We start from the raw sequence: 19,856 nt of genomic DNA, 5'->3' as shown, positions 1-19,856 counted from the left end.
AAGCTAGACCGAGCCGTCACCAGCGGTCAGCCGGTAGCCGACGCCGCGCACCGTTTCGATCCATCGCGGCGTGAGTGAGTTCTCGCCGATCTTCTTACGCAGATTGCCCATGTGGACTTCGATGCCACGTTTGTCGGCATCGCTGACGAAGTTGTTCGTCACGTAGCTCTCGTTGCGCAGCAAAATCGCGAGGTCGGCCTTCGTTCGCACTCGACGCCCCGACTGAAGGAGTGCAGCCAGCAAGTCGAACTCGCTGCGGGTGAGGGGGATTTCCTGATTTTCGACCACGACGACTCGCGTACCAAGGTCGATCACGAGTCCGAGGTGCTGGAGACGCTCACCGGGCAGCGGCTCTGGCGTCGGTGCCACGGCCGTGTAGGAAGGTGGCTCGTGAGGGCGTTGCGGCGGCGGAGTCGGAGACATCGGCACACCGGGACCGCCCGTCGGCGGCGACATCGGTGGGGGAGTGAGGACCGGGGATGCGGGCGGCGCGACGGACTGCGGTGCGGCCGTCGGAGGACCGGAGATGGGGGGCGCTCCCAGAGCCCCTCGCGGTCGCCGCATCATCGCTTCGATCCGGGCTCGGAGTTCGCGTGGGCGGAAAGGCTTCGTGATGTAGTCGTCGGCCCCCGCTTCGAGACCCTGGAGGGTGTCGATCTCTTCGCCGAGCGCCGTCAGCATGACGATGTACGCGTTCGAGAACGCACGAATGCGTTTCGCCGTCTCAAAGCCGTCCATTCCCGGCATGTTGACATCGAGAGTGATGACCTCAGGATTGAGGGTTCGAACGGCTTCGATGCCGTCATACCCGTTCGAGCGCGCTGCAACATCGAACCCGGCCTGGGCCAACACGGTCTCGAGGAGATGACGGATGTCGTCGTCATCCTCGATCACGACCGCGACGCGTCGACCCTCAGCCTGCATAATCGAGAGCGTAACCGCGGTTTCGGGCGCGGCCTAGCAGCGCGCCGTGAAGGGTGAGTTCAGTCCCGGTTGGCGTCGAGTGCGCGCAGCTTGTCCAAGCGGCCCGCTCCCCACCACGCAGCGGGCAAAAGTACCGCCGCGATGGCGGCCTTGATGGCGCCGCCGATCAGGAACGGGTACAGACCCCACTCGAGCGTCTGAGCGAAAGTCGCGTGCAAAACGACCGCGAGCCAGGGCAGACCGAAGGCGAAGACCACGACACTGCCACCGACAAACGTCGCCAACGCCTTGAGGACGGTTCGGTCCCAGGTGCGTTCCGAGAGCCAACCGACAATCGCCGCGGACACGATGAAACCAATGACGAAGCCGAAGCTCGGAGCTGCAAGCGCAACGAGTCCGGTGAGGTGGGAGCCATCGGACTGAGGGGCATAGACCGGCAGGCCGACGAGCCCGAGGACTGCATAGAGCAGGAGTGCGGCGCCACCGCGAGCCCAGCCCAGCGTCGCGCCGACAAGAAGCACTGCCAGCGTCTGACCCGTGATCGGAACCGGCTGAAGCGGGATCGACACCTGGGCGAGCAGGGCGGTGAAGGCTGCGCCGGCAACAACCAGCACGATGTCGAGTACCCAGGTACGCGGAAAGACGCGATCGACGAGAACGAGACGAGGCGCGGCGGGAGCGACGGCGGTCATGCGGTTACGAGTCCGTTCGGTCGGGGAGCCCCACAATCAGGTGGGCGAGTGGGCGCTGCGGCTAGACTAGCGGGCCGGTCCAGGTGCGCGTTTTGTCGACACCCTCCCGAATCCTCGCTCCGACGTTGGAGCATCCCAACCCCCCTCGTACCAAAGGAATCCATCGTGCTTGCCGTCACCGATCTCGAGATCAGAGTCGGCGCGCGCCTGTTGATGGAAGACGTTACCTTTCGGGTCGAAAAGGGTGACAAGATCGGCCTGGTTGGACGCAACGGCGCGGGGAAGACAACACTCACGAAGACCCTCGCCGGGGAAACGACTCCGAGCGGCGGTGCCATCCAGCGGATCGGCGAGATCGGCTACCTGCCTCAGGACCCGCGTTCGGGCGATCCTGAAGAGACCGCGCGGACGCGCATCCTGGACGCCCGTGGCCTCGGCAAACTCGTTCTCGACATCCGCACCTCGACCGACGAGATGGCGAGCCCCGATCCGGCGGTGAGCGAGGCCGCGATGGTGCGCTACGGAAAACTCGAGGATCGCTTCCTCGCGCTGGGCGGGTACGCGGCCGAAGCGGAGGCCGCATCGATCGCGTCCAACCTCGCGCTGCCGGACCGCATCCTCGATCAGCAGCTCAAAACGCTTTCGGGTGGCCAGCGCCGACGTATCGAACTGGCTCGCATCCTGTTCTCGGGCGCGGAGACGATGATCCTCGACGAGCCGACCAACCACCTCGACGCTGACTCGGTGGTGTGGCTTCGCGAGTTCCTCAAGGGCTATAGCGGGGGCGTGATCGTCATCAGCCACGACGTCGACCTCGTCGAAGACACGGTCAACCGCGTCTTCTACCTCGACGCAAACCGGCAGGTCATCGACCTCTACAACATGGGTTGGAAGCACTACCTGCGCCAGCGCGAAGCCGACGAAGAGCGCCGCAAGAAGGAGCGCGTCAACGTCGAAAAGAAGGCGACGTCTCTGCAGCTCCAGGCAGCGCGATTCGGGGCAAAGGCGTCGAAGGCTGCGGCAGCCCACCAGATGGTCGCTCGCGCCGAAAAGATGCTCTCGGGACTCGACGACGTGCGCGTTGCCGACCGAGTTGCGAAGCTGCGGTTCCCGGATCCCGTCGCGTGCGGCAAGACACCGTTGCAAGCCCACAACCTGTCGAAGAGTTACGGGTCGCTCGAGATCTTCACCGCCGTCGACCTCGCGATCGACCGGGGCTCGAAGGTGGTCATCCTGGGCCTCAACGGCGCCGGCAAGACGACTCTGCTGCGGATGCTGGCCGGAGTCGACACTCCCGACACCGGCAGCATTGAGCCGGGGCACGGCTTGCGCATCGGGTACTACGCGCAGGAACACGAAACGATCGACGTCAAGCGCTCGGTCCTTGAGAACATGCTCGCCGGATCGCCCCATCTGACGTCAACCGAGGCGCGCCGAGTTCTCGGCTCGTTCCTCTTCACCGGTGACGACGGCGACAAGCTCGCGGCGGTGCTGTCCGGCGGCGAGAAGACGCGCCTTGCCCTCGCGATGATTGTCGTGTCCGGTGCCAACGTGCTGCTGCTCGACGAACCCACCAACAACCTCGACCCGGCGAGTCGTGAAGAGATCCTCGGCGCGCTCGCGAGCTACGCCGGCGCGGTCGTGCTCGTCTCGCACGACGAGGGTGCGGTCGAGTCACTCAATCCCGAGCGGGTGCTCATCCTCCCCGACGGCGTGGAAGACCACTGGAATCCGGGATACGCCGACCTCATCGCGTTGGCCTGAGCGCACACCGAGAAGTGGGCTAGCGTCGAGAACCGTGGATCCCATCCAGCGTGTCACCCGCTACCTCCGTGCGGTGAGCCGTCGCGCTCCCCGGCTCGGAATTCACGACGTCGCCACGATGCCGATGAGGGTCTGGCTGAGCGACCTCGACGAGCTACGCCACATGAACAACGGTGTCTACCTGTCGACGATGGATATTCCGAGGTACGCCCTCTTGCAACGTTGCGGACTGTGGCCGGCCCTGAAGAAGGCGGGCATCTATCCGGTTGTCGTTGCCCAGACGATGACCTATCGAAAGTCGCTCAAACTCGGCCAGCGCTACGACCTCGAGTCGCGAGTGATCGGCTACGACGATCGTGCCGTGTACCTCGAGCAGCGCTTTGTCGTGAAGGGCGAGATCTACGCGCGCGGGATCCTCGCCGGACGATTCCTGCGGCGGACCGGGGGAGTTGTGCCGATCTCGGAACTCGGCGAGCTCGCGGGGATAGATCCCACTCAGCACCCCATCCCTGACTGGGTGAAGTCGTGGGCGGACGCCGTCGCGCTTCCCTCGACTCGGGCAGAAGCCCCCAGCGACTGGGACGGCGCCGTTCCGACCTAAGGGTCGCGTGCGACCTCGAGGGTTAGAGGGCGGAGTCCAGGATGGCGTCTTCGGCTTCGGCATCCCGTTCCCGGCGTTGCCGACGGGGTTCACCGATGCGCCGCTCGCGGCGGATTGCCCAGACCAATCCGATGAAGGCCAGGATGCCGAACGCGATCCATTGCACGGCGTACGACAGGTGGGGACCCTCATCTTCGTCCGGACGAATCGACGCCAGCGGGACGGTCGCGGTTGACGGACTTTCGCTGACCAAGAGCCCGTACATCCCGGTGTAGGTCGGGCTTCCGACCAGGGCAGCGACCGCAGGCAAGTGCACGGTTCCGATGGTGTCGTCGGTGGCGGTTCGGCCGGCAATCTCGACTTCGCTGGGTTTCAGCCGCACCACAAGACTGACCCGCCCCGTTGGGGCCGCCGGGACCGAATCGGGGCGCTCGGGTGTCACACCCGCCGGAACCCAACCACGGTCGACGATAAACACCGATCCGTCGTCGAGCTGCAACGGGACGAGCACCTCGAAACCACCCGAGGTGTTGCGCGGACGATTGCGCACCAGCACCTGGTCGTCGATCAGGTACGTTCCGCTCAGCTCGACGGGATGCCACTTCGCGTCGGCGGGATCGGACGCAAGGGTCGGCAGGAGGTCATCGAGAGGCACCGGCCCGGCGTCGTAATTCGTTTCGACGAGATTGATTTCGGCGACAGTCTCGGCGCGGCGTGACCACTGCCACCACGACAGCAGTCCGCAGGCGATCGCGAAGACGATCACCAACACGATGTAGCCGCCCCACCGACGCGCCCACGTCATCCCACGACCTCCACCGGCTCATCCAGCGCCGTCACCTGAACCGGAAAGCCTCGGGTGCCGAGGTAGTCGGCGAGAGTGCTGCGGTGCTCGGCGCAGGCGAGCCACACTTTCACCCGATCAGCAGTATGGATGCGGGGGTTACGCCAGTTGACCCGCCAGGCGGCCGTCTGGCTGCAGCCCGCCGCCGAGCACTGCTCAGGGGCATCAGATCCGACACCGCCCAACGGCCCTGCTGGGCTCACTCCGGGTGCCGTACGACGAGGCCGCCGGGGCGATCAACACTCTGGGTCCGGCGCCGATCGGTGGCGTTGGCGAAAACCACGGCGATGTAAGGAAGCACGATTGCCCCGACCGCCGGGATCACTAACCACCAGCCCGTGACGAACAGACAGGCGATGACACACGCCATCCGGATGCCCATCGTGAGCGCGTAGCGACGCATCCGCGAGCGCTGCTCCTCTTCGGGGGAGCGCTGCAGCTCGGTGATGGCGATCGGTCGGGTGCGCATGGTCGTGACCCCAGGCTACGCGCGCTCCCTTCAGTAGGCTGGCGCGATGACCTCACGCACCGTCCTGGTTACCGGAGGCAACCGCGGAATCGGTTTCGCGATCGCCGCCGAGTTCGTCGCCCAGGGGCATCGGGTCGCCGTGACCGCTCGCTCCGGGGAGGGGCCGGCGGGGGCGCTCACCGTGCGGGCCGATGTCACCGACGGCGCAGCGCTCGACGCCGCGTTCGCCGAGATCGAGCAGAAGCTCGGCTCGGTCGAGGTCGTCGTCGCGAACGCCGGGATCACCCGCGACACCCTTTTGATGCGGATGTCCGACGACGATTTCGACGATGTCGTGTCGACCAACCTGGGCGGATCATTTCGCGTCGTGAAGCGTGCCACCAAAGGGATGATGAAGGCGAGATTCGGTCGCATCATTCTGATTTCCAGCGTGGTCGGCCTGTTCGGCGGACCGGGGCAGGTCAACTACTCCTCCTCGAAGGCGGGACTCGTCGGGATGGCCCGCTCGATCACCCGGGAGCTCGGCTCACGCGGGATCACGGCGAACGTCGTCGCCCCCGGATTCATCGAGACCGACATGACCGCCGAACTGCCCGAGGCGACGCAGGCCGACTACAAGAAGTCGATCCCGGCCGGGCGGTTCGCATCACCCTCAGAGGTCGCGAAGGTCGTCGTCTGGCTCGCCGGTGATGACGCCGCGTACATCTCGGGCGCGGTCATCCCGGTCGACGGTGGACTCGGAATGGGTCACTAAAGCCAGCTACGTCAGCGCGGCAGTCCCAGCACCGCAAGCACTGCCGACAGGTCGCGGTGGTCGAGCAGCACGTGGGCGAGATCGCGCACCGGAGCCTTCGCATCGAAACCGATCGCGAGCCCGCAGATCGCCATCATCGGCAGGTCGTTCGCCCCGTCACCGACAGCGACAGTCTGAGCCAACGGGATGCCGTCCTGCGCGGCCCATTCGCGCAGCGCGGCAGCCTTGGCCTCCGCATCGATCACGGGGGGGATGACCTCGCCGGTGAGTCTTCCGTCAGCGACAGTCAGGCGGTTGGCGCGCCAGTGGTCGAGGCCTAGGTCGCGAGCGATCGGGTCAATGACTTCGTGGAAACCTCCTGAAACGACGGCGACCTTTCCGCCTGCAGCGTGGATACCCGCAATCATCTGCGGAACGCCGAGGGTGACAGCGACTTGGGCACGAACCGTCTCGATCACAGAGATTGGTAGCCCGGCGAGGGTCGCAACTCGTTCGCGCAGACTCTGTTCGAAGTCGAGTTCACCGTTCATGGCGCGGAAGGTAACTTCCGCGACCCGTTCGCCAGAGCCAGCTTCGTGAGCCAACAGCTCGATGACTTCGTTCTCGATGAGCGTTGAATCGACATCAAGGACGACGAGGAAGCGGGCCATGGGCTCGAGCCTTCCTTCACAAACGATCTGGGCTTTCGCCAACGATCAGCGGGTGACCGTCACGCCCTTGCCGACGACGGTGATGCCCGAGTCCGTCACGGTGAAACCCCGACGGCGGTCGGCGTCACGGTCGACTCCGACGACCGCACCGGACTCTACGATGACGTCTTTGTCGAGAATAGCGCGCTGAACGGTGGCCCCATCCTCGATCCGGACCCGCTCGAAAATGACCGAGTCGACCACCTTCGCACCCGAGCCGACAGCCACCCACGGGCCCAGCACACTGCGCTCGAGATGACCTCCTGAGACGACACACCCGAGCGACACGATCGAGTCGATCACCGTGCCGACGGCGTTCTGTCCGTCACGGACGAACTTCGCGGGCGGGGAGTTGAGCTGCTGGCTGTAGATCGGCCAGTCGCGGTTATAGAGGTTGAAAATCGGCAGCGCCGAGATCAGATCTTGGTGGGCTTCAAAAAAGGAATCGATCGTTCCGACATCGCGCCAGTAGTAGCGGTCACGATCGGTGGCGCCCGGTACTTCGTTGCGGCTGAGGTCGTAGACGCCGGCATTTCCGCTGGCCACAAAGTCGGGCACGATGTCGCCGCCCATGTCGTGGCTGGAGTCGGGCCGATCCCCGTCGCGTTGCACCGCGTCGATCAGAACCTCCGCGTCGAACACGTAGTTGCCCATCGACGCGAGCACCTCGCCTGGTGAGTCAGCGAGGCCGACAGCATCCTTCGGCTTCTCGCGGAACACGGCGATGTGGTTGGGATCTTTGGGATCAAGTTCGAGCACGCCGAACTGATCAGCGAGCGCGATAGGTTGCCGGATCGCCGCGACCGTGACACCGAACCCCGACGCGACGTGGGCATCCACCATTTGGCTGAAGTCCATGCGGTACACGTGGTCGGCGCCGACGACGACGACGATGTCGGGCTTTTCGTCGCGCAACAGGTTGAGGCTCTGCAGAATCGCGTCGGCAGACCCGGAGAACCAGCGCTTGCCGAGACGCTGCTGCGCGGGAACCGAGGCGACGTAGGCGCCGAGCATCCCCGACAGCCGCCAGGTGGTGGAGACGTGGCGGTCGAGGGAGTGCGACTTGTACTGGGTGAGCACGACGACTTGGCGCAGGCCTGAGTTCACGAGGTTCGACAGGGCGAAGTCGATGAGGCGGTAACCGCCCCCGAACGGCACGGCGGGCTTGGCACGATCGGCGGTGAGCGGCATCAGGCGTTTGCCCTCGCCGCCTGCGAGGACAATGCCGAACACCTTCTTCGCAGCCATGCTCCCAGAGTAGAACCCCTGACCCGGAGAGAACCCCGGAAGCGACCGTGTACTAGCGTTCACTTCAAATGCGAGTCGATGTTGTCACCCGGGAATACCCGCCGGAGGTGTACGGGGGCGCGGGAGTCCACGTCGCCGAACTCGTCGCGGCTCTGCGCCCGACCCTTCAGGTGATGGTGCGCTGTTTCGGGATGCCGCGCGACGAAGACGACGTCGAGGCCTATCTGGTGCCGACCCAACTGGTCGCCGCGAATCCCGCCCTGGCGACTCTCGGTGTCGACTTGCAAATCGCTCAGGATGTCGCGGGCGCTGACCTCGTGCATTCGCACACCTGGTACGCGAACGCGGCCGGCCACCTCGCCAAGCTGCTGCACGGCATCCCGCACGTCGTCACGGCGCACAGTCTCGAACCGTTGCGTCCCTGGAAAGCCGAGCAACTCGGCGGCGGGTATCGAATCTCGAGCGCGATCGAACGCACCGCTTTCGAAGCCGCGGATGTCGTCATCGCGGTGAGCCACGGGATGCGCGCCGACATTCTGCGGTGTTACCCCAACGTCGATCCGGCGCGCGTGCGGGTCGTTCACAACGGAATCGACCTCGATCGCTGGCACCGCGTCGACGAACCCGATCTGGCGCGCGAACTCGGTGTCGATCCCGACCGGCCCAGCGTCGTCTTCGTCGGACGCATCACCCGGCAGAAGGGGCTGCCCTACCTGCTCGCGGCTGCCCGCCAGCTGCCTCCAGAGGTGCAACTGGTGCTCTGTGCGGGAGCGCCCGATACCCCCGAGATCCTCGCTGAGGTTCAGGCCGGCGTTGCCGCGCTTCAGGCCGAACGTTCGGGCGTGGTCTGGATCGACCGACTGCTGTCGCAGCCGGAGATCGCCGCGCTCCTGTCGACCGCGACGACCTTCGTCTGCCCGTCGGTGTACGAACCGCTCGGAATCGTCAATCTCGAAGCGATGGCGTGTGGTGCACCGGTCGTCGGGACCGCGACGGGTGGCATCCCCGAGGTGGTCGCCGACGGCGTCACCGGACGCCTCGTGCCGATCGAGCAGCTCAGTGACGGCACCGGCACCCCGGTCGATCCTGAGCGCTTCGTCAACGACCTGGCCGCCGCGCTGATCGCCGTCGTCGCCGACCCCGCGGCAGCACGCGCGATGGGCGAAGCCGGGCGTCGACGGGCTGAAGCCGAATTCAGTTGGACGTCGATCGCCGAGCGCACGCTGGCGATCTACCGGGAGCTGCTCGACGTAAGCTGAACGCACCATGTCCCCGGTGCTCGACTTCTCCAAGGTGTCTGTTGTCCGAGGGGGAAACCGCATCCTCGATGCCGTGAACTGGTCGATTCTTTCCGGCGAACGCTGGGTGATTCTCGGGCCGAACGGTGCCGGCAAGACCACGTTGCTCCAGATCGCGTCGGCCGCGATGCACCCGACCTCCGGGGTCGCGAAACTGCTGGACGAGAAACTCGGTACGTCGGACGTTTTCGAATTGCGACCGCGAATCGGGCTGGCCTCCTCGTCGATGGCAAAGCGCATCCCAGCCGAAGAGACCGTTCTGGATGTCGTCCTCACCGCCGCGTATGCGATCACCGGCCGCTGGAACGAGGTCTACGACGACGTCGATGTCTCGCGCGCGCGCGAGGTGCTGGCGGAGTGGAAACTTTCGTCGTTTGAGGGCCGGCTATTCGGCACCCTCAGTGACGGCGAGCAGAAGCGTGTGCAGATCGCCCGAGCGGTGATGACCGACCCCGAACTGCTGCTGTTCGACGAGCCTGCCGCCAGTCTCGATCTCGGCTCTCGCGAAGAACTGCTCCAACTGCTGGGTGCGTACGCGAGCGACCCCAACTCACCTGCGATGGCGATGGTCACGCACCATGTCGAAGAGATCCCGGCAGGATTCAGCCACGTTCTGCTGCTCGCCAACGGCACGGTGAAAGCTGCAGGTCCGATCGACGTGACACTCACCGCGCCGAACTTGACGGCGACGTTCGGGATGCCGATCGAACTGACCGCGCACAACGGCCGGTACACGGCCAGGGCCGCTTGAGCGTCGGCTCGCGCCGCCTAGCCAGACCTGGTAACGTCGACCCTTGGCCGTTCGGCCGTCATCCCCTCGTCTGTCGTCGAGGGCACTCGTACATGAAGGCATGGCCATGAAGTCTGAAATCCACCCCCAGTATGCGTCGGTCGTCTTTCGTGACCTTGCCAGCGGCGAGACTTTCCTGACCCGTTCAACGGTGACGAGTGAGAAGACGATCGAGTTGGACGGCGAGACGTACCCGGTCATCGACGTCGAGATCTCGTCGGCATCACACCCGTTCTACACGGGCAAGCAGCGCATCCTCGACAGCGCCGGTCGCGTCGAGAAGTTCAACTCGCGCTTCAAGAACTTCGGCGCCAAGAAGGACTAACTGCGGCGCTGTGCTCGTCGCTCTAGGCCGACGCTCGTTGCGCCCACAGGGGGAGCAGCACGTCGAGGGTGAGCGGTGCGAGTTCGACCGACCGTGTGTCCCACGGAGACTCGAGCCAGTAGATGGCATCAATCTCGTTCGCCGGCTGCAGCTCGGCATCACTGAGGAGTGCGAAGACTTCCGCACGTACGGTTTCGCCCGGCTCGTTGAGGGCCGCCGCCTCGAATGACCCGAGGAACTCGGTCTGATCGGCGTCGACCTGGAGGCCCAGTTCTTCGTCGAGTTCCCGAATCAAAGTGGCCAGGGCGCTCTCGCCGGGTTCGATCTTGCCGCCGGGCTGCATGTAGCCGGTCGTACCGCGCTTGCGCACGACGACGGCCCGCCCCGCCGAGTTGGTGACGATGGCGGCGGCTACATGGATGTTGGCCGCCATCAGCGGGTCGAATCCCCAATGTGCAGCCAGTAGAACGATTGGCTAGCGAGCGTCAGGGTGAGCTTGCCGTCGTCGCCGATCGTGGGAAAGTCGGCACCTCCGAACAGATCGTTCAGGGGGGCGCCGTACCAGCCGTCGAAGTCGATCGTGACGGACAGCGGGTTATGGGCGAATGAGAAGACGCAGACCACCTGCTCTGGCCTTTCGCCGTGCGTGGTCCCCGAGCCGGCATAGTCGCGCACGAACGCGAGCACCGATTCGTGATCGGTCTGCAACACCCGAAGTGCACCGAGGCCGAAGACCGGATGCGCCTTGCGCACGTGAATCACGTTGCGCACCCAGTGCAGCAGCGACCGGGACTGCGCCAACTGTGACTCGACGTTGACGAGCGAGTAGTTGTACACGAGCGACTGCACGGCCGGGAGGTAGAGCTTGCCGGGGTCTGCGGTTGAGAAGCCTGCGTTGCGGTCAGGGGTCCACTGCATCGGAGTGCGCGACGCGTCGCGGTCGGGCAGCCAGATGTTGTCGCCCATCCCGATCTCGTCGCCGTAGTACAAGAAGGGTGAGCCCTGAAGAGAGAACAGCAGCGCGTGAGCAAGCTCGAGTTCGGCACGGGCGTTGTCGAGTAAGGGGGCAAGCCGACGCCGGATGCCAACGTTGACGCGCATGCGCGGGTCGTAGGCGTACCAGCCGTACATCGCCTGCCGGTACTCCTCGCTGACCATCTCGAGCGTCAGCTCGTCGTGGTTGCGCAGGAATACACCCCAGCCAGCACCCTCCGGAATTTCCGTGGTCTCAGACAGCACTCGATTGAGTTCGGCGGCCGACTGCGAACGCAGCGAATAGAAGATGCGGGGCATCACCGGGAAGTCGAAGGCCATGTGACATTCCGGTTCTTCGGTCGTTCCCATGAACTCAACGACCTCTTTGGGCCACTGGTTCGCTTCGGCGATCATGACCCGACCGGGATATTCGAGATCCATCATGGTGCGCACCGACCGGATGAAATCGTGTGTCGGCGGTTCACCCTCGCCGGTGCCGCCCTCCGACTCGTAGAGGTAAGGGATCGCGTCCAGGCGGAATCCGTCGACGCCGAGATCCATCCAGAACCGGATGATGTCGAAAACCGCCTCGTGGACGGCAGGGTTGTCGAAGTTCAAGTCAGGCTGGTGCGAGAAGAAGCGGTGAAAGTAGAACTGGCGGCGGGTCGCATCGAACGCCCAATTGGAGTCTTCGTAGTCGGTGAAAATGATCCGGATGTCGGGGTACTTGTCGGCGCTGTCGTTCCACACGTAGAAGTCGCCGTACGGCCCCTCAGGGTCGGAGCGCGACTGCTGGAACCATTCGTGGGCATCCGATGTGTGGTTGAGCGGGAGGTCGATGACGATCCGCATATTGCGCTCGTGGGCCTTCGTGACCAGTTCGCGAAACTCGTCGAGGGTGCCGAACTCGGGCAGGATCGCCTTGTAGTCGGCGACGTCGTACCCTCCGTCGCGCAGCGGCGACGAGAAGATCGGCGGAACCCAGAGGGCGTCAACTCCGAGCCACTGCAGGTAGTCGAGCTTCGAGATCAGCCCGCCCAGGTCGCCCGAGCCGTCTCCGTTGGAGTCGACGAAGGCCCGCACCACGACTTCGTAGAAGACCGCGCGGCGATACCACTGGGGGTCGAGAGCGAGACCGGGCAGAGTGATCGGGGCAGTGAAGGTCATCGCTCGAGTCTCGCACCCTTGCCGGGGAGTCACGTCCGTAGGATTGGTGGTGATGGAACCCGTCGCGCACGACATCGAGCTGCTGGGCAGCACCGCTCGCTATTGGGAGTACGGAACCCCGGCGAGCGGACCGACAATCGTCGTCGTGCACGGCTACCGGGGCGATCATCACGGCCTCGAACCGGTCGTGAAGTTGCTGCCCGACTTCCACGTGATCTCGCCCGATCTGCCGGGTTTCGGCACCTCAATGCCGATGACTGAGCAGCCCCACTCGATCGACGGCTACGGCGTGTGGCTGCGGGCGTTTCTCGAGGCGACGGGCCTCACCGGCGCGATCCTGCTCGGACACTCTTTCGGCTCGATCGTGGTGTCCCACGCTGTCGCCGGCGGACTTCCGGCACGCGCTGTCATCCTGGTGAACCCGATCGCCGACGACCCCGCGAAGGTCACCGGAATCGGCGCGACCCGGTTCTACTACGCGGTTGCCCGTCGCCTCCCCGAACGTGCCGCACGCGCCTGGCTGAGCAACCCGCTCATCGTTCAGGGGATGAGCGTGAAGCTCGCCAAAACCCGCGACCGCGAGCTGCGCACCTTCATTCACGGGCAACACCATGCCCACTTCAGTTCGTTCGGGTCCCGAGCGAGCGTCGTCGAGGGATTCGACGCCTCGCTGTCGACAACGGTGGCGGCCGTCGCCGCGGGGATCCGCCAGCCGGTACTCCTCGTAGCGGGGGAGCGCGACGAGGTTGCGCCGCTCGCCGGTCAGTTCGCGCTGCTCGAGACCTTCCCTGACGCCCGCCTCGACGTGATTCCCGGAGTCGGCCACCTCATCCACTACGAGACTCCGGCCGCAGCCGCCCATGCGGTGCGTGCTTTTGTGACGGACCTGCTGTGAGGGTGCTGCCGTGAAGGTGCTGTTCGACTGCCGATATGTCGTGCGCACGGGCCATCACGACGGCATCAGCCGGTACTCCGCGCGTTTGGTCGAAGCGCTCGGCAGGCGGATGCCGGTCGAAATGCTCATCAGCGACGAGCGCCAACTCGAGAAGCTGCCCGATCTGGCGTGGCACCTGATCACATCAGAAACGAGTTTGCGCGAACCTTGGATCGCCCGGCAACTCAATCCGCTCGAACCGGATGTCGTGTTCAGTCCGCTCCAGACGATCGGATCCAGCGGGCGCCGCTACGGCCTGGTGATCACCCTGCACGACCTGATCTACCACCGCCACCGCACGCCGCCGAAGAACCTGCCCTGGTACATCCGCGCCGGCTGGTGGGCGTACCACCTCACCTTCATCCCTCAGCGGCGGGTCCTCAACCAACCCGACGAGGTCGTCACGGTTTCGGAAACCACCAAGGCGCTCATCGCCGAGCACCGTTTGACCCGGCGTCCGGTGACAGTTGTGTACAACGCGGGCGACCCACTCGAGGCGAATCCGCCCCAGCGCACGCCACCGAAAACCCGCCGGCTGGTCTACATCGGGTCGTTCATGCCGTACAAGAACGTCGAGACTCTCGCCCGCGCGATGCACGAACTTCCCGGCTACCGGCTGCACCTGCTGAGCCGGGTCACACCTGCCGATCGAATCCGTCTCGCCGCACTGGCTCCTGCAGACGTGCTCGAGTTTCACAACGGAGTCTCGGATGACGAGTACGCCGAGCTGTTGGAAGGTGCTCACGCGCTCGTGACCGCATCGCGAGACGAAGGATTCGGCATCCCGCTGGTCGAGGCGATGGGGGTCGGCACGCCGATCGTGGTCAGCGACATCCCGATCTTCCACGAGATCGGTGGCGCTGCCGGCCTGTACGCGGCACCGATGGATCCCGCGGCATTCGCCGCCAGCATCCGGTCACTCGAAGATCCGAAGGTATGGTCGAGCCGGTCTGCTGCGGCACGGGAGCAGTCGCTCGCGTTCACCTGGGAGCGTTCTGCCGACGTGCTGTACGAGGTCCTTCGTCGCGTGGCGAGCAAGCCCCGCCCCGAAGACGCCGACGTTGAGTAGGTGCCCCGCTTAAGAGTCGCGGGATTCGAGCGCGTTCTGCGCATCCAGATCGCCGTGCCGGGGATCCATCGCGGCGAGCTCAATCGGATCGTCGAACGCGACCAAGCGCAGGTCGTCGCCCTCGATTCGGAAGGTGTGCACCGAGCCGTTAGTGATCATCCCGAACCCGCCGTCGGGTACGGCCGTCGTCAGCGCCGCACGGATCGCCCCGCCGTGGCTGACGACGACGAGCTGCTCGCCTGCGTAGTCGATCGCGAGTTGCTGAAGCGCCGCGACGACCCGCGCTGCAACCGCTTCGCGGGGCTCCCGACCGGGTACCTCGGTACCGGGCGGATACTTCGTGTCGATGTCGTGAAAAATCATCCCCTCGGCTTCGCCATAGTTGCGCTCGACAAGCGCAGGCCGCAGTTCTGGTTCGGGCAGGCCCAGTTCGCTCGCGATGATCTCGGCCGTTACCCGCGCACGCATGAGCGGGCTGGCGATGACCCGATCAATCGATCGACAGGTGAGCAGCATCCCGGTCAGCCGGGCCTGCTCGCGTCCGATCGCGTTGAGCGGCACGTCAGTGAGCCCCTGGATGCGGCGCTGCTGGTTCCAGTCGGTCTCGCCGTGTCGTACCAGGTAGAGATCGGTCATCGCACCGCTGATCCTACGACGATGCTCGACGCCAGCGGGTCGGTTAGGTCAGCCGCTCCTTGAGGGCGATCAGCACCTCGGAGGTACCGGCTTCGATCTTGAGAGTCGAGCGGGAGTCGCCCTTGGTCTCGCCGCGATTGATGATGACGATCGGCATGCGGCGCCGCACGGCCTGCTCCACCAGCCGGATGCCCGAGTTCACCACCAGGGAAGAGCCGGCGACGACGAGCGCCCCGGCGGATTTGATGAGCGCGGACGCCTCGGTGAATTTCACGGTCGGCACGAACTCACCGAAGAAGACGACGTCAGGCTTGAGCATCCCGCCACAGACCGTGCAGTCCGGCACGACCATCTCGTCGACGGCATCGATGTCGACGTCGCCGTCCGGATTGAGCATCACGTTGTCGGGTTCAGCGAGCCACGGATTCTCGCGCGTCATCCGGGCCGCAATGTCTTCGCGAGCGAACTGCTGGCCGCACGACAGACACCGCACGCGATCGATCGAACCATGAACGTCGACAACGCGACGTGACCCGGCTTGAAGGTGGAGCCCGTCAACGTTCTGGGTGATCACGCCATTGACCACACCGGCAAGTTCGAGCTGGGCAAGCGCAAGATGCCCGGCGTTCGGCGCGGCGGCGGCGAAGTGGCGCCAGCCGAGGTGGCTCCCGGCCCAGTAGCGCTGCCGGGCACGCGCATCCGCGAGGAAGGTCTGGAAGGTCATCGGCCGCCTGACCGGAGCGCCCTCGCCCCGATAGTCCGGGATGCCGGAGTCGGTGCTCACACCAGCGCCGGTCAGGAAGGCAACGCGCTGGCCCGTCAGGAGTGTCACGGCGCGATCGACGAGCGGGATGAGCGCGACGTCAAGCGCCGGTATCGTCGAAATCGACACCGCGCCTCCTTCCGCTCGACTATTCCGTGAATGAGACCGCTGTGTTGTGGAGTACTGGTTTCTGGAGTGCTGTGCTCTGAGAGTAGGTGTCGCAGTTTTCGGGCATGTTTCGCGGTGCTGGAGGTTAGGTTGCGAATTGTCCCGATCGTCGACCCCGCAGACCCCGCGCTGCGCGACTACACCGATCTGACGGATGTCGTGCTGCGGAGGCTCCGAGAGCCCGCGGAGGGTCTTTACCTCGCCGAATCGGCGAAGGTGATCCGGCGCGCATTGGATGCCGGGCACCGTCCGCGTTCGGTTCTGCTTCAGCAGAAGTGGTTGAGCGACCTGGAACCCCTGCTCCAGTCGTGGGACATCCCGGTTTACCTCGGGAGCGCAGAGGTGCTCGAGCAGGTGACCGGGTTCGCGATGCATCGCGGCGCAATCGCGGCCATGCACCGCCCGGCACTGCCGGCCGTAGCCGACCTCGTGCGCGACGCCCACCGGGTCGTCGTGCTCGAAGACATCGTCGATCACACCAACGTCGGTGCCATCTTTCGTGCCGTCGCCGCGCTCGGAGCGGATGCCGTGCTCATCACCCCGCGATGCGCCGACCCGCTGTACCGCCGCTCGGTGCGGGTAAGTATGGGCACGGTGCTTCAGGTGCCGTGGGCGCGGCTCGACCGCTGGCCGGAGGACGTGGTCCAGCTCAAGGACGCGGGGTTCACGATCGCCGCACTCGCACTTTCGGAGCGTGCGGTCGACCTCGCTGAGTTCGCACGCCATCCACCGTCACGCCTGGCACTCGTGCTCGGCACCGAAGGCGATGGGCTCAGCAGCCATGCGCTGCAGGTTGCAGACACGGTCGTCACGATTCCGATGAAGCGGGGTGTCGACTCACTCAACGTGGCGGCGGCAGCGTCGGTCGCGCTGTGGTCGCTTCGACGGCCCGAGGCTAGTTAGGGTCGACGGGTGCCCCTCACGCGTCGCCAGGTCTACTTCCGTCGTCGGCTCGCCGTTTTCGGAGTGCTGGCACTGGTTCTGGCGATTCTGGTCTATCTGCCCCTGACCCTCCTAGCGCCTCTGAAGGCCGCCGCCCTCACGATCACGACGCCCGACGAACCGGTTCCCGCAGTTCCAGCGCTGGCCTGGCCCGGCTACGGCGCGAGTGCGATCGGCGCTGTCGGATTCCCCGGCGTCTTGGCCCAGAGCGGAGAGACAACGGCGCTCCCGATTGCGAGCATCACGAAGGTGATCACCGCACTCGTCGTTCTGCAGGCGCATCCGCTCGCGGTCGGCGAAGACGGTCCCACCGTCACGATGACGTCCGCCGACGCTGCCCTCTACGGCTCGTACCTTGCGCAGAATGGCACGGTGGCCCCGGTTCGAGCCGGACTGCAGCTCACCGAACTCCAGTTGCTTGAGCTCATGCTCGTCAAGTCAGCCAACAACTACGCAATGAGCACGGCGATGTGGGCGTTCGGCTCGCAGGACGCGTATCTCGACGCCACGCACACCTGGCTGACCGCGCATGGCTTGACCGGAATCACGGTGCTCGAGCCGACCGGGATCAATCCGGCCAACGTCGGCGAGACCGACGATCTCGTCGAACTCGGGCGGATCGCCCTGACCGATCCGGTCATCGCCTCAATCGTCAACACGACGTCGGTCGACATCCCCCAGGTGGGCGTGCTGCCCAACACCAACGAACTGCTCGGGCAGGACGGCGTCGACGGCATCAAGACCGGCACCCTCGACCCCTTCGGCGCGAACCTCTTGTTTTCGGCGGACTACCTGATCGGAGGGACGACCGTCACGGTGATCGGCGTCGTGCTGGGGGGGCCCAACCACGATGTGCTCGATCACGACATCCTGGCCCTCCTCGCGACGGTGTCATCGAACTTCACCGAGGTCGAAGTCGCGGCGGCGGCCGAACCGTTCGCGACCTACCAAGCCGACTGGGGCGCGAGCACCCAGGCAGTCGCGGCCGGTCGCACGACGCTCGTCACCTGGGCCGGAACTGCGGTCACCGCCGACGTCGAGGTGAGTGATCTGCGTACCGGCCACGCGGGGGCCCTCGTGGGCGCGGTGACGTTCACGTCGGGGACCCAGACCGTCACCGTCGAACTCGATCTCGGCACAGATCTTGACGATCCGGGACCACTCTGGCGACTGACGAATCCGGCCGCTCTGTTCTGAGTGGATGTCAGAACGACGGACGTTTGGCAGTGACGCCGTCACCCGAGGACCGACGCCTGATGCGTCGAACGATCCACGGCCCGAAATACGAGCGCGCCCAGCTGAGGTCTTCGGAACGAGCCTGACGCCACGGCCGCCGGGGGATGGGTTGGGCCTCAAACGGCTCCAGCTCGTGGGGAACCTTAAGAGTGTCGAGCACCATCCTCGCGATCGTCTGGTGACCGACCGGCGAGAAGTGCAGACGGTCGGCAGCCCACATCCGTGGGTCGGCGAGCGAGCGTAGCGACCACATGTCGGCGACCATCACGTCGTGCCGAAGCGCGATCGTGCGGAGGTTTTCGTTGTAGATCGCGACCTTTCCGCGCATCCGACCGAGTACCGGGGTGGCGCCGATGTCAGGTCCGTTGAATATGACGACGGTCGCGTTTTCACGGCGGAGCCGGGCGATCCCGAGGTCGAGTCGCGCCGCGATGTCATCCGGATCGGTCCCGGGACGGATGATGTCGTTGCCGCCCGCCGAAATTGAGATGAGGTCGGGGCTGAGGGCGAGCGCCGCATCCAGTTGCTCATCGAGGATTTGCTGCAGCAACTTCCCGCGGATCGCGAGATTGGCGTAGGCGAACCCCTCGGTCGTGCGTGCGAGCACTTCGGCGACCCGGTCTGCCCAGCCTCGATGACCACCGGGACTCGACGGCTCGGGATCGCCGATCCCTTCCGTGAAGGAGTCCCCGATCGCGACGTAACGCGACCACGGGTGGTGTGCGCTCATCCCCCAAGAGTGCCTCAACTTCGGGTCTCTATACCGCAATGCGGAGGCGGAAACAAGATCGTTGCCCCTCTTCCGAGGGACGAGTTAGGTAGACGAGGACGCGAGATTCGGGTCCGGTACAAGATGGGAAGGTTCGTCATGGGAATCATCGGATGGATCGTTCTGGGACTCGTCGCTGGCGCGATCGCCAAGCTGATCCTGCCAGGCCGGATGGGTGGCGGGTGGATCATCACCCTCATCCTCGGAATCGTGGGAGCACTGCTCGGCGGCTTCATCGGTAGTGCAATCTTCGGCGTTGGTTTGGAGACCTTCTGGTCCCTTCAGACCTGGCTCGTCGCGATCGCGGGCTCCGTGCTGGTGCTGGCGATTTACGGCCTGGCCACGCGGGGAAGCCGCGCGCGGGTCTGACCTCTACGCGAAACGGGGGCTCCGGTTTACGACCGGGGCCCCCGTTCTGCTTGACTGACGGTCGGTTCGAACGTCGAACCGACTAGGAGGTTTTTGTGTCCTTCATCCCGTTCATCATTCTCGGCATCATCGCGGCGATCATCGCCAAGCTCATCCTCAAGCGCAAGTACGGCTGGCTCGTCACGATCCTTCTCGGCGCGGCCGGTGCAGCACTCGGAGGCTTCCTCGGAAACCTCATCTTCAACGTCCCGATGACCGAGTTCTTCTCGATCTACAGCTGGCTGCTTGCCATCGGGGGGTCAATCATCGTGCTCCTGATCTTCGGAGCGCTCACCCGCAACCGCAAGGCCTGACCCGACCGAAGGGCGCCGACGACGTGGTCGGCGCCCTTCGTCATGCCCGGCGACTGTCATCAGTGACACCCGTGCCT

Annotated in this window: 24 protein-coding genes; 12 read left to right on the top strand and 12 right to left on the bottom strand. The window is 65.2% G+C overall.

The annotated features are described in order from the left end of the window. Positions 1-3 precede the first annotated feature (3 nt). Complete coding sequence (locus tag ABIR17_RS00445; protein WP_348002385.1) at positions 4-924, bottom strand: response regulator; 921 nt, start codon at positions 922-924, stop codon at positions 4-6. A 59-nt stretch (positions 925-983) separates the two neighbouring features. After that, on the bottom strand, positions 984-1,616 hold the full coding sequence (locus tag ABIR17_RS00440; RefSeq protein ID WP_348002384.1) for a biotin transporter BioY: 633 nt from the start codon (positions 1,614-1,616) through the stop codon (positions 984-986). Positions 1,617-1,781: 165 nt separating this feature from the next. Between ABIR17_RS00440 and ABIR17_RS00435 the strand changes: the two genes are divergently transcribed. Together ABIR17_RS00435 and ABIR17_RS00430 are read left to right on the top strand one after the other, a co-directional pair. After that, the gene (locus ABIR17_RS00435; RefSeq protein WP_348002383.1) at positions 1,782-3,380 is read left to right on the top strand and encodes an ABC-F family ATP-binding cassette domain-containing protein; all 1,599 of its coding nucleotides are present in this window, start codon (positions 1,782-1,784) and stop codon (positions 3,378-3,380) included. Positions 3,381-3,414: 34 nt separating this feature from the next. Beyond that, the gene (locus ABIR17_RS00430) at positions 3,415-3,981 is read left to right on the top strand and encodes an acyl-CoA thioesterase (protein WP_348002382.1); all 567 of its coding nucleotides are present in this window, start codon (positions 3,415-3,417) and stop codon (positions 3,979-3,981) included. A 22-nt stretch (positions 3,982-4,003) separates the two neighbouring features. Here ABIR17_RS00430 and ABIR17_RS00425 read toward each other — a convergent pair whose 3' ends face one another. Genes ABIR17_RS00425 through ABIR17_RS00415 form a run of 3 tightly spaced genes read right to left on the bottom strand, consistent with a single transcriptional unit; the run spans position 4,004 to position 5,294 of the window. Beyond that, the gene (locus ABIR17_RS00425) at positions 4,004-4,786 is read right to left on the bottom strand and encodes an SURF1 family cytochrome oxidase biogenesis protein (RefSeq protein WP_348002381.1); all 783 of its coding nucleotides are present in this window, start codon (positions 4,784-4,786) and stop codon (positions 4,004-4,006) included. Next, positions 4,783-5,028: a hypothetical protein gene (locus tag ABIR17_RS00420; RefSeq protein WP_348002380.1), complete on the bottom strand. Its 246-nt coding sequence runs from the start codon at positions 5,026-5,028 to the stop codon at positions 4,783-4,785. The genes ABIR17_RS00425 and ABIR17_RS00420 overlap by 4 nt, the downstream gene beginning before the upstream one ends. Further along, positions 5,025-5,294, bottom strand: coding sequence for a DUF3099 domain-containing protein (locus ABIR17_RS00415; protein ID WP_348002379.1), 270 nt, complete (start codon positions 5,292-5,294; stop codon positions 5,025-5,027). Before ABIR17_RS00415 ends, ABIR17_RS00420 begins: the two co-directional genes overlap by 4 nt. A gap of 46 nt (positions 5,295-5,340) precedes the next feature. Between ABIR17_RS00415 and fabG the strand changes: the two genes are divergently transcribed. Next, the gene (gene fabG / locus ABIR17_RS00410; protein ID WP_348002378.1) at positions 5,341-6,048 is read left to right on the top strand and encodes a 3-oxoacyl-ACP reductase FabG; all 708 of its coding nucleotides are present in this window, start codon (positions 5,341-5,343) and stop codon (positions 6,046-6,048) included. Positions 6,049-6,059: 11 nt separating this feature from the next. Here the strand turns inward: fabG and serB are convergent, their stop codons facing one another. Beyond that, positions 6,060-6,698 (bottom strand): phosphoserine phosphatase SerB, encoded by a 639-nt coding sequence (gene serB, locus ABIR17_RS00405; RefSeq protein WP_348002377.1) that lies wholly within the window; start codon positions 6,696-6,698, stop codon positions 6,060-6,062. Positions 6,699-6,743: 45 nt separating this feature from the next. Then, entirely contained in the window at positions 6,744-7,985 is a 1,242-nt protein-coding gene (locus tag ABIR17_RS00400) for a glucose-1-phosphate adenylyltransferase (protein WP_348002376.1), read from the bottom strand. A 68-nt stretch (positions 7,986-8,053) separates the two neighbouring features. On the opposite strand from ABIR17_RS00400, the gene glgA reads away from it, so the two are divergent. The 3 genes from glgA (at position 8,054) to ABIR17_RS00385 (ending at position 10,398) form a co-directional block, all read left to right on the top strand. Beyond that, positions 8,054-9,244 (top strand): glycogen synthase, encoded by a 1,191-nt coding sequence (glgA, locus tag ABIR17_RS00395; protein ID WP_348002375.1) that lies wholly within the window; start codon positions 8,054-8,056, stop codon positions 9,242-9,244. Between the two features lie 7 nt (positions 9,245-9,251). Beyond that, positions 9,252-10,034: an ABC transporter ATP-binding protein gene (locus tag ABIR17_RS00390; protein WP_348002374.1), complete on the top strand. Its 783-nt coding sequence runs from the start codon at positions 9,252-9,254 to the stop codon at positions 10,032-10,034. Positions 10,035-10,140: 106 nt separating this feature from the next. After that, positions 10,141-10,398 carry a type B 50S ribosomal protein L31 gene (locus ABIR17_RS00385; protein ID WP_348002373.1) on the top strand — a complete coding sequence of 86 codons (258 nt, stop codon included), beginning with the start codon at positions 10,141-10,143 and terminating at the stop codon, positions 10,396-10,398. 22 nt (positions 10,399-10,420) lie between these two features. Here the strand turns inward: ABIR17_RS00385 and ABIR17_RS00380 are convergent, their stop codons facing one another. Together ABIR17_RS00380 and treS are read right to left on the bottom strand one after the other, a co-directional pair. Continuing rightward, positions 10,421-10,831 carry an NUDIX domain-containing protein gene (locus ABIR17_RS00380; RefSeq protein ID WP_348002372.1) on the bottom strand — a complete coding sequence of 137 codons (411 nt, stop codon included), beginning with the start codon at positions 10,829-10,831 and terminating at the stop codon, positions 10,421-10,423. Next, positions 10,831-12,540, bottom strand: a complete 1,710-nt coding sequence (gene treS / locus ABIR17_RS00375) for a maltose alpha-D-glucosyltransferase (protein ID WP_348002371.1) — start codon at positions 12,538-12,540, stop codon at positions 10,831-10,833. Before treS ends, ABIR17_RS00380 begins: the two co-directional genes overlap by 1 nt. 52 nt (positions 12,541-12,592) lie before the next feature. Between treS and ABIR17_RS00370 the strand changes: the two genes are divergently transcribed. Both ABIR17_RS00370 and ABIR17_RS00365 read left to right on the top strand, forming a co-directional pair. Continuing rightward, positions 12,593-13,435, top strand: coding sequence for an alpha/beta hydrolase (locus tag ABIR17_RS00370; protein WP_348002370.1), 843 nt, complete (start codon positions 12,593-12,595; stop codon positions 13,433-13,435). Between the two features lie 10 nt (positions 13,436-13,445). After that, positions 13,446-14,543, top strand: coding sequence for a glycosyltransferase family 1 protein (locus ABIR17_RS00365; protein WP_348002369.1), 1,098 nt, complete (start codon positions 13,446-13,448; stop codon positions 14,541-14,543). Positions 14,544-14,552: 9 nt separating this feature from the next. On the opposite strand, the gene ABIR17_RS00360 is transcribed toward ABIR17_RS00365, so the two are convergent. Together ABIR17_RS00360 and ABIR17_RS00355 are read right to left on the bottom strand one after the other, a co-directional pair. Continuing rightward, complete coding sequence (locus ABIR17_RS00360) at positions 14,553-15,179, bottom strand: histidine phosphatase family protein (protein ID WP_348002368.1); 627 nt, start codon at positions 15,177-15,179, stop codon at positions 14,553-14,555. A gap of 43 nt (positions 15,180-15,222) precedes the next feature. Beyond that, positions 15,223-16,071, bottom strand: coding sequence for a Sir2 family NAD-dependent protein deacetylase (locus ABIR17_RS00355; RefSeq protein WP_348002367.1), 849 nt, complete (start codon positions 16,069-16,071; stop codon positions 15,223-15,225). Between the two features lie 129 nt (positions 16,072-16,200). Here ABIR17_RS00355 and ABIR17_RS00350 point away from each other — a divergent pair, with 129 nt between their 5' ends. Both ABIR17_RS00350 and ABIR17_RS00345 read left to right on the top strand, forming a co-directional pair. Then, the gene (locus ABIR17_RS00350) at positions 16,201-17,013 is read left to right on the top strand and encodes an RNA methyltransferase (RefSeq protein WP_348002366.1); all 813 of its coding nucleotides are present in this window, start codon (positions 16,201-16,203) and stop codon (positions 17,011-17,013) included. Positions 17,014-17,022: 9 nt separating this feature from the next. After that, on the top strand, positions 17,023-18,249 hold the full coding sequence (locus ABIR17_RS00345; RefSeq protein WP_348002365.1) for a D-alanyl-D-alanine carboxypeptidase: 1,227 nt from the start codon (positions 17,023-17,025) through the stop codon (positions 18,247-18,249). Between the two features lie 7 nt (positions 18,250-18,256). Here the strand turns inward: ABIR17_RS00345 and ABIR17_RS00340 are convergent, their stop codons facing one another. Next, the gene (locus ABIR17_RS00340) at positions 18,257-19,018 is read right to left on the bottom strand and encodes an SGNH/GDSL hydrolase family protein (protein ID WP_348002364.1); all 762 of its coding nucleotides are present in this window, start codon (positions 19,016-19,018) and stop codon (positions 18,257-18,259) included. A 138-nt stretch (positions 19,019-19,156) separates the two neighbouring features. Between ABIR17_RS00340 and ABIR17_RS00335 the strand changes: the two genes are divergently transcribed. Both ABIR17_RS00335 and ABIR17_RS00330 read left to right on the top strand, forming a co-directional pair. After that, positions 19,157-19,426, top strand: a complete 270-nt coding sequence (locus tag ABIR17_RS00335; RefSeq protein ID WP_348002363.1) for a GlsB/YeaQ/YmgE family stress response membrane protein — start codon at positions 19,157-19,159, stop codon at positions 19,424-19,426. Between the two features lie 95 nt (positions 19,427-19,521). Then, the gene (locus ABIR17_RS00330) at positions 19,522-19,779 is read left to right on the top strand and encodes a GlsB/YeaQ/YmgE family stress response membrane protein (protein WP_348002362.1); all 258 of its coding nucleotides are present in this window, start codon (positions 19,522-19,524) and stop codon (positions 19,777-19,779) included. Positions 19,780-19,856: the final 77 nt, after the last annotated feature.

The organism is Pseudolysinimonas sp. (assembly GCF_039912695.1).
Lineage (GTDB): Bacteria > Actinomycetota > Actinomycetes > Actinomycetales > Microbacteriaceae > Pseudolysinimonas_A.
The sequence above is the reverse complement of the archived record's forward strand: the minus strand, read 5'-3'. Positions and strand labels throughout refer to the sequence as shown.

Bases quoted from the DNA above. Each gene is read 5' to 3' on its own strand.
- ABIR17_RS00390 (WP_348002374.1), top strand. From the start codon at position 9,252: ATGTCCCCGGTGCTCGACTTCTCCAAGGTGTCTGTTGTCCGAGGGGGA.
- ABIR17_RS00360 (WP_348002368.1), bottom strand. From the start codon at position 15,179: ATGACCGATCTCTACCTGGTACGACACGGCGAGACCGACTGGAACCAG.
- ABIR17_RS00385 (WP_348002373.1), top strand. From the start codon at position 10,141: ATGAAGTCTGAAATCCACCCCCAGTATGCGTCGGTCGTCTTTCGTGAC.
- ABIR17_RS00370 (WP_348002370.1), top strand. From the start codon at position 12,593: ATGGAACCCGTCGCGCACGACATCGAGCTGCTGGGCAGCACCGCTCGC.
- ABIR17_RS00440 (WP_348002384.1), bottom strand. From the start codon at position 1,616: ATGACCGCCGTCGCTCCCGCCGCGCCTCGTCTCGTTCTCGTCGATCGC.
- ABIR17_RS00340 (WP_348002364.1), bottom strand. From the start codon at position 19,018: ATGAGCGCACACCACCCGTGGTCGCGTTACGTCGCGATCGGGGACTCC.
- fabG (WP_348002378.1), top strand. From the start codon at position 5,341: ATGACCTCACGCACCGTCCTGGTTACCGGAGGCAACCGCGGAATCGGT.
- treS (WP_348002371.1), bottom strand. From the start codon at position 12,540: ATGACCTTCACTGCCCCGATCACTCTGCCCGGTCTCGCTCTCGACCCC.
- serB (WP_348002377.1), bottom strand. From the start codon at position 6,698: ATGGCCCGCTTCCTCGTCGTCCTTGATGTCGATTCAACGCTCATCGAG.
- ABIR17_RS00445 (WP_348002385.1), bottom strand. From the start codon at position 924: ATGCAGGCTGAGGGTCGACGCGTCGCGGTCGTGATCGAGGATGACGAC.
- ABIR17_RS00425 (WP_348002381.1), bottom strand. From the start codon at position 4,786: ATGACGTGGGCGCGTCGGTGGGGCGGCTACATCGTGTTGGTGATCGTC.
- ABIR17_RS00415 (WP_348002379.1), bottom strand. From the start codon at position 5,294: ATGCGCACCCGACCGATCGCCATCACCGAGCTGCAGCGCTCCCCCGAA.
- ABIR17_RS00380 (WP_348002372.1), bottom strand. From the start codon at position 10,831: ATGGCGGCCAACATCCATGTAGCCGCCGCCATCGTCACCAACTCGGCG.
- ABIR17_RS00335 (WP_348002363.1), top strand. From the start codon at position 19,157: ATGGGAATCATCGGATGGATCGTTCTGGGACTCGTCGCTGGCGCGATC.
- ABIR17_RS00400 (WP_348002376.1), bottom strand. From the start codon at position 7,985: ATGGCTGCGAAGAAGGTGTTCGGCATTGTCCTCGCAGGCGGCGAGGGC.
- glgA (WP_348002375.1), top strand. From the start codon at position 8,054: ATGCGAGTCGATGTTGTCACCCGGGAATACCCGCCGGAGGTGTACGGG.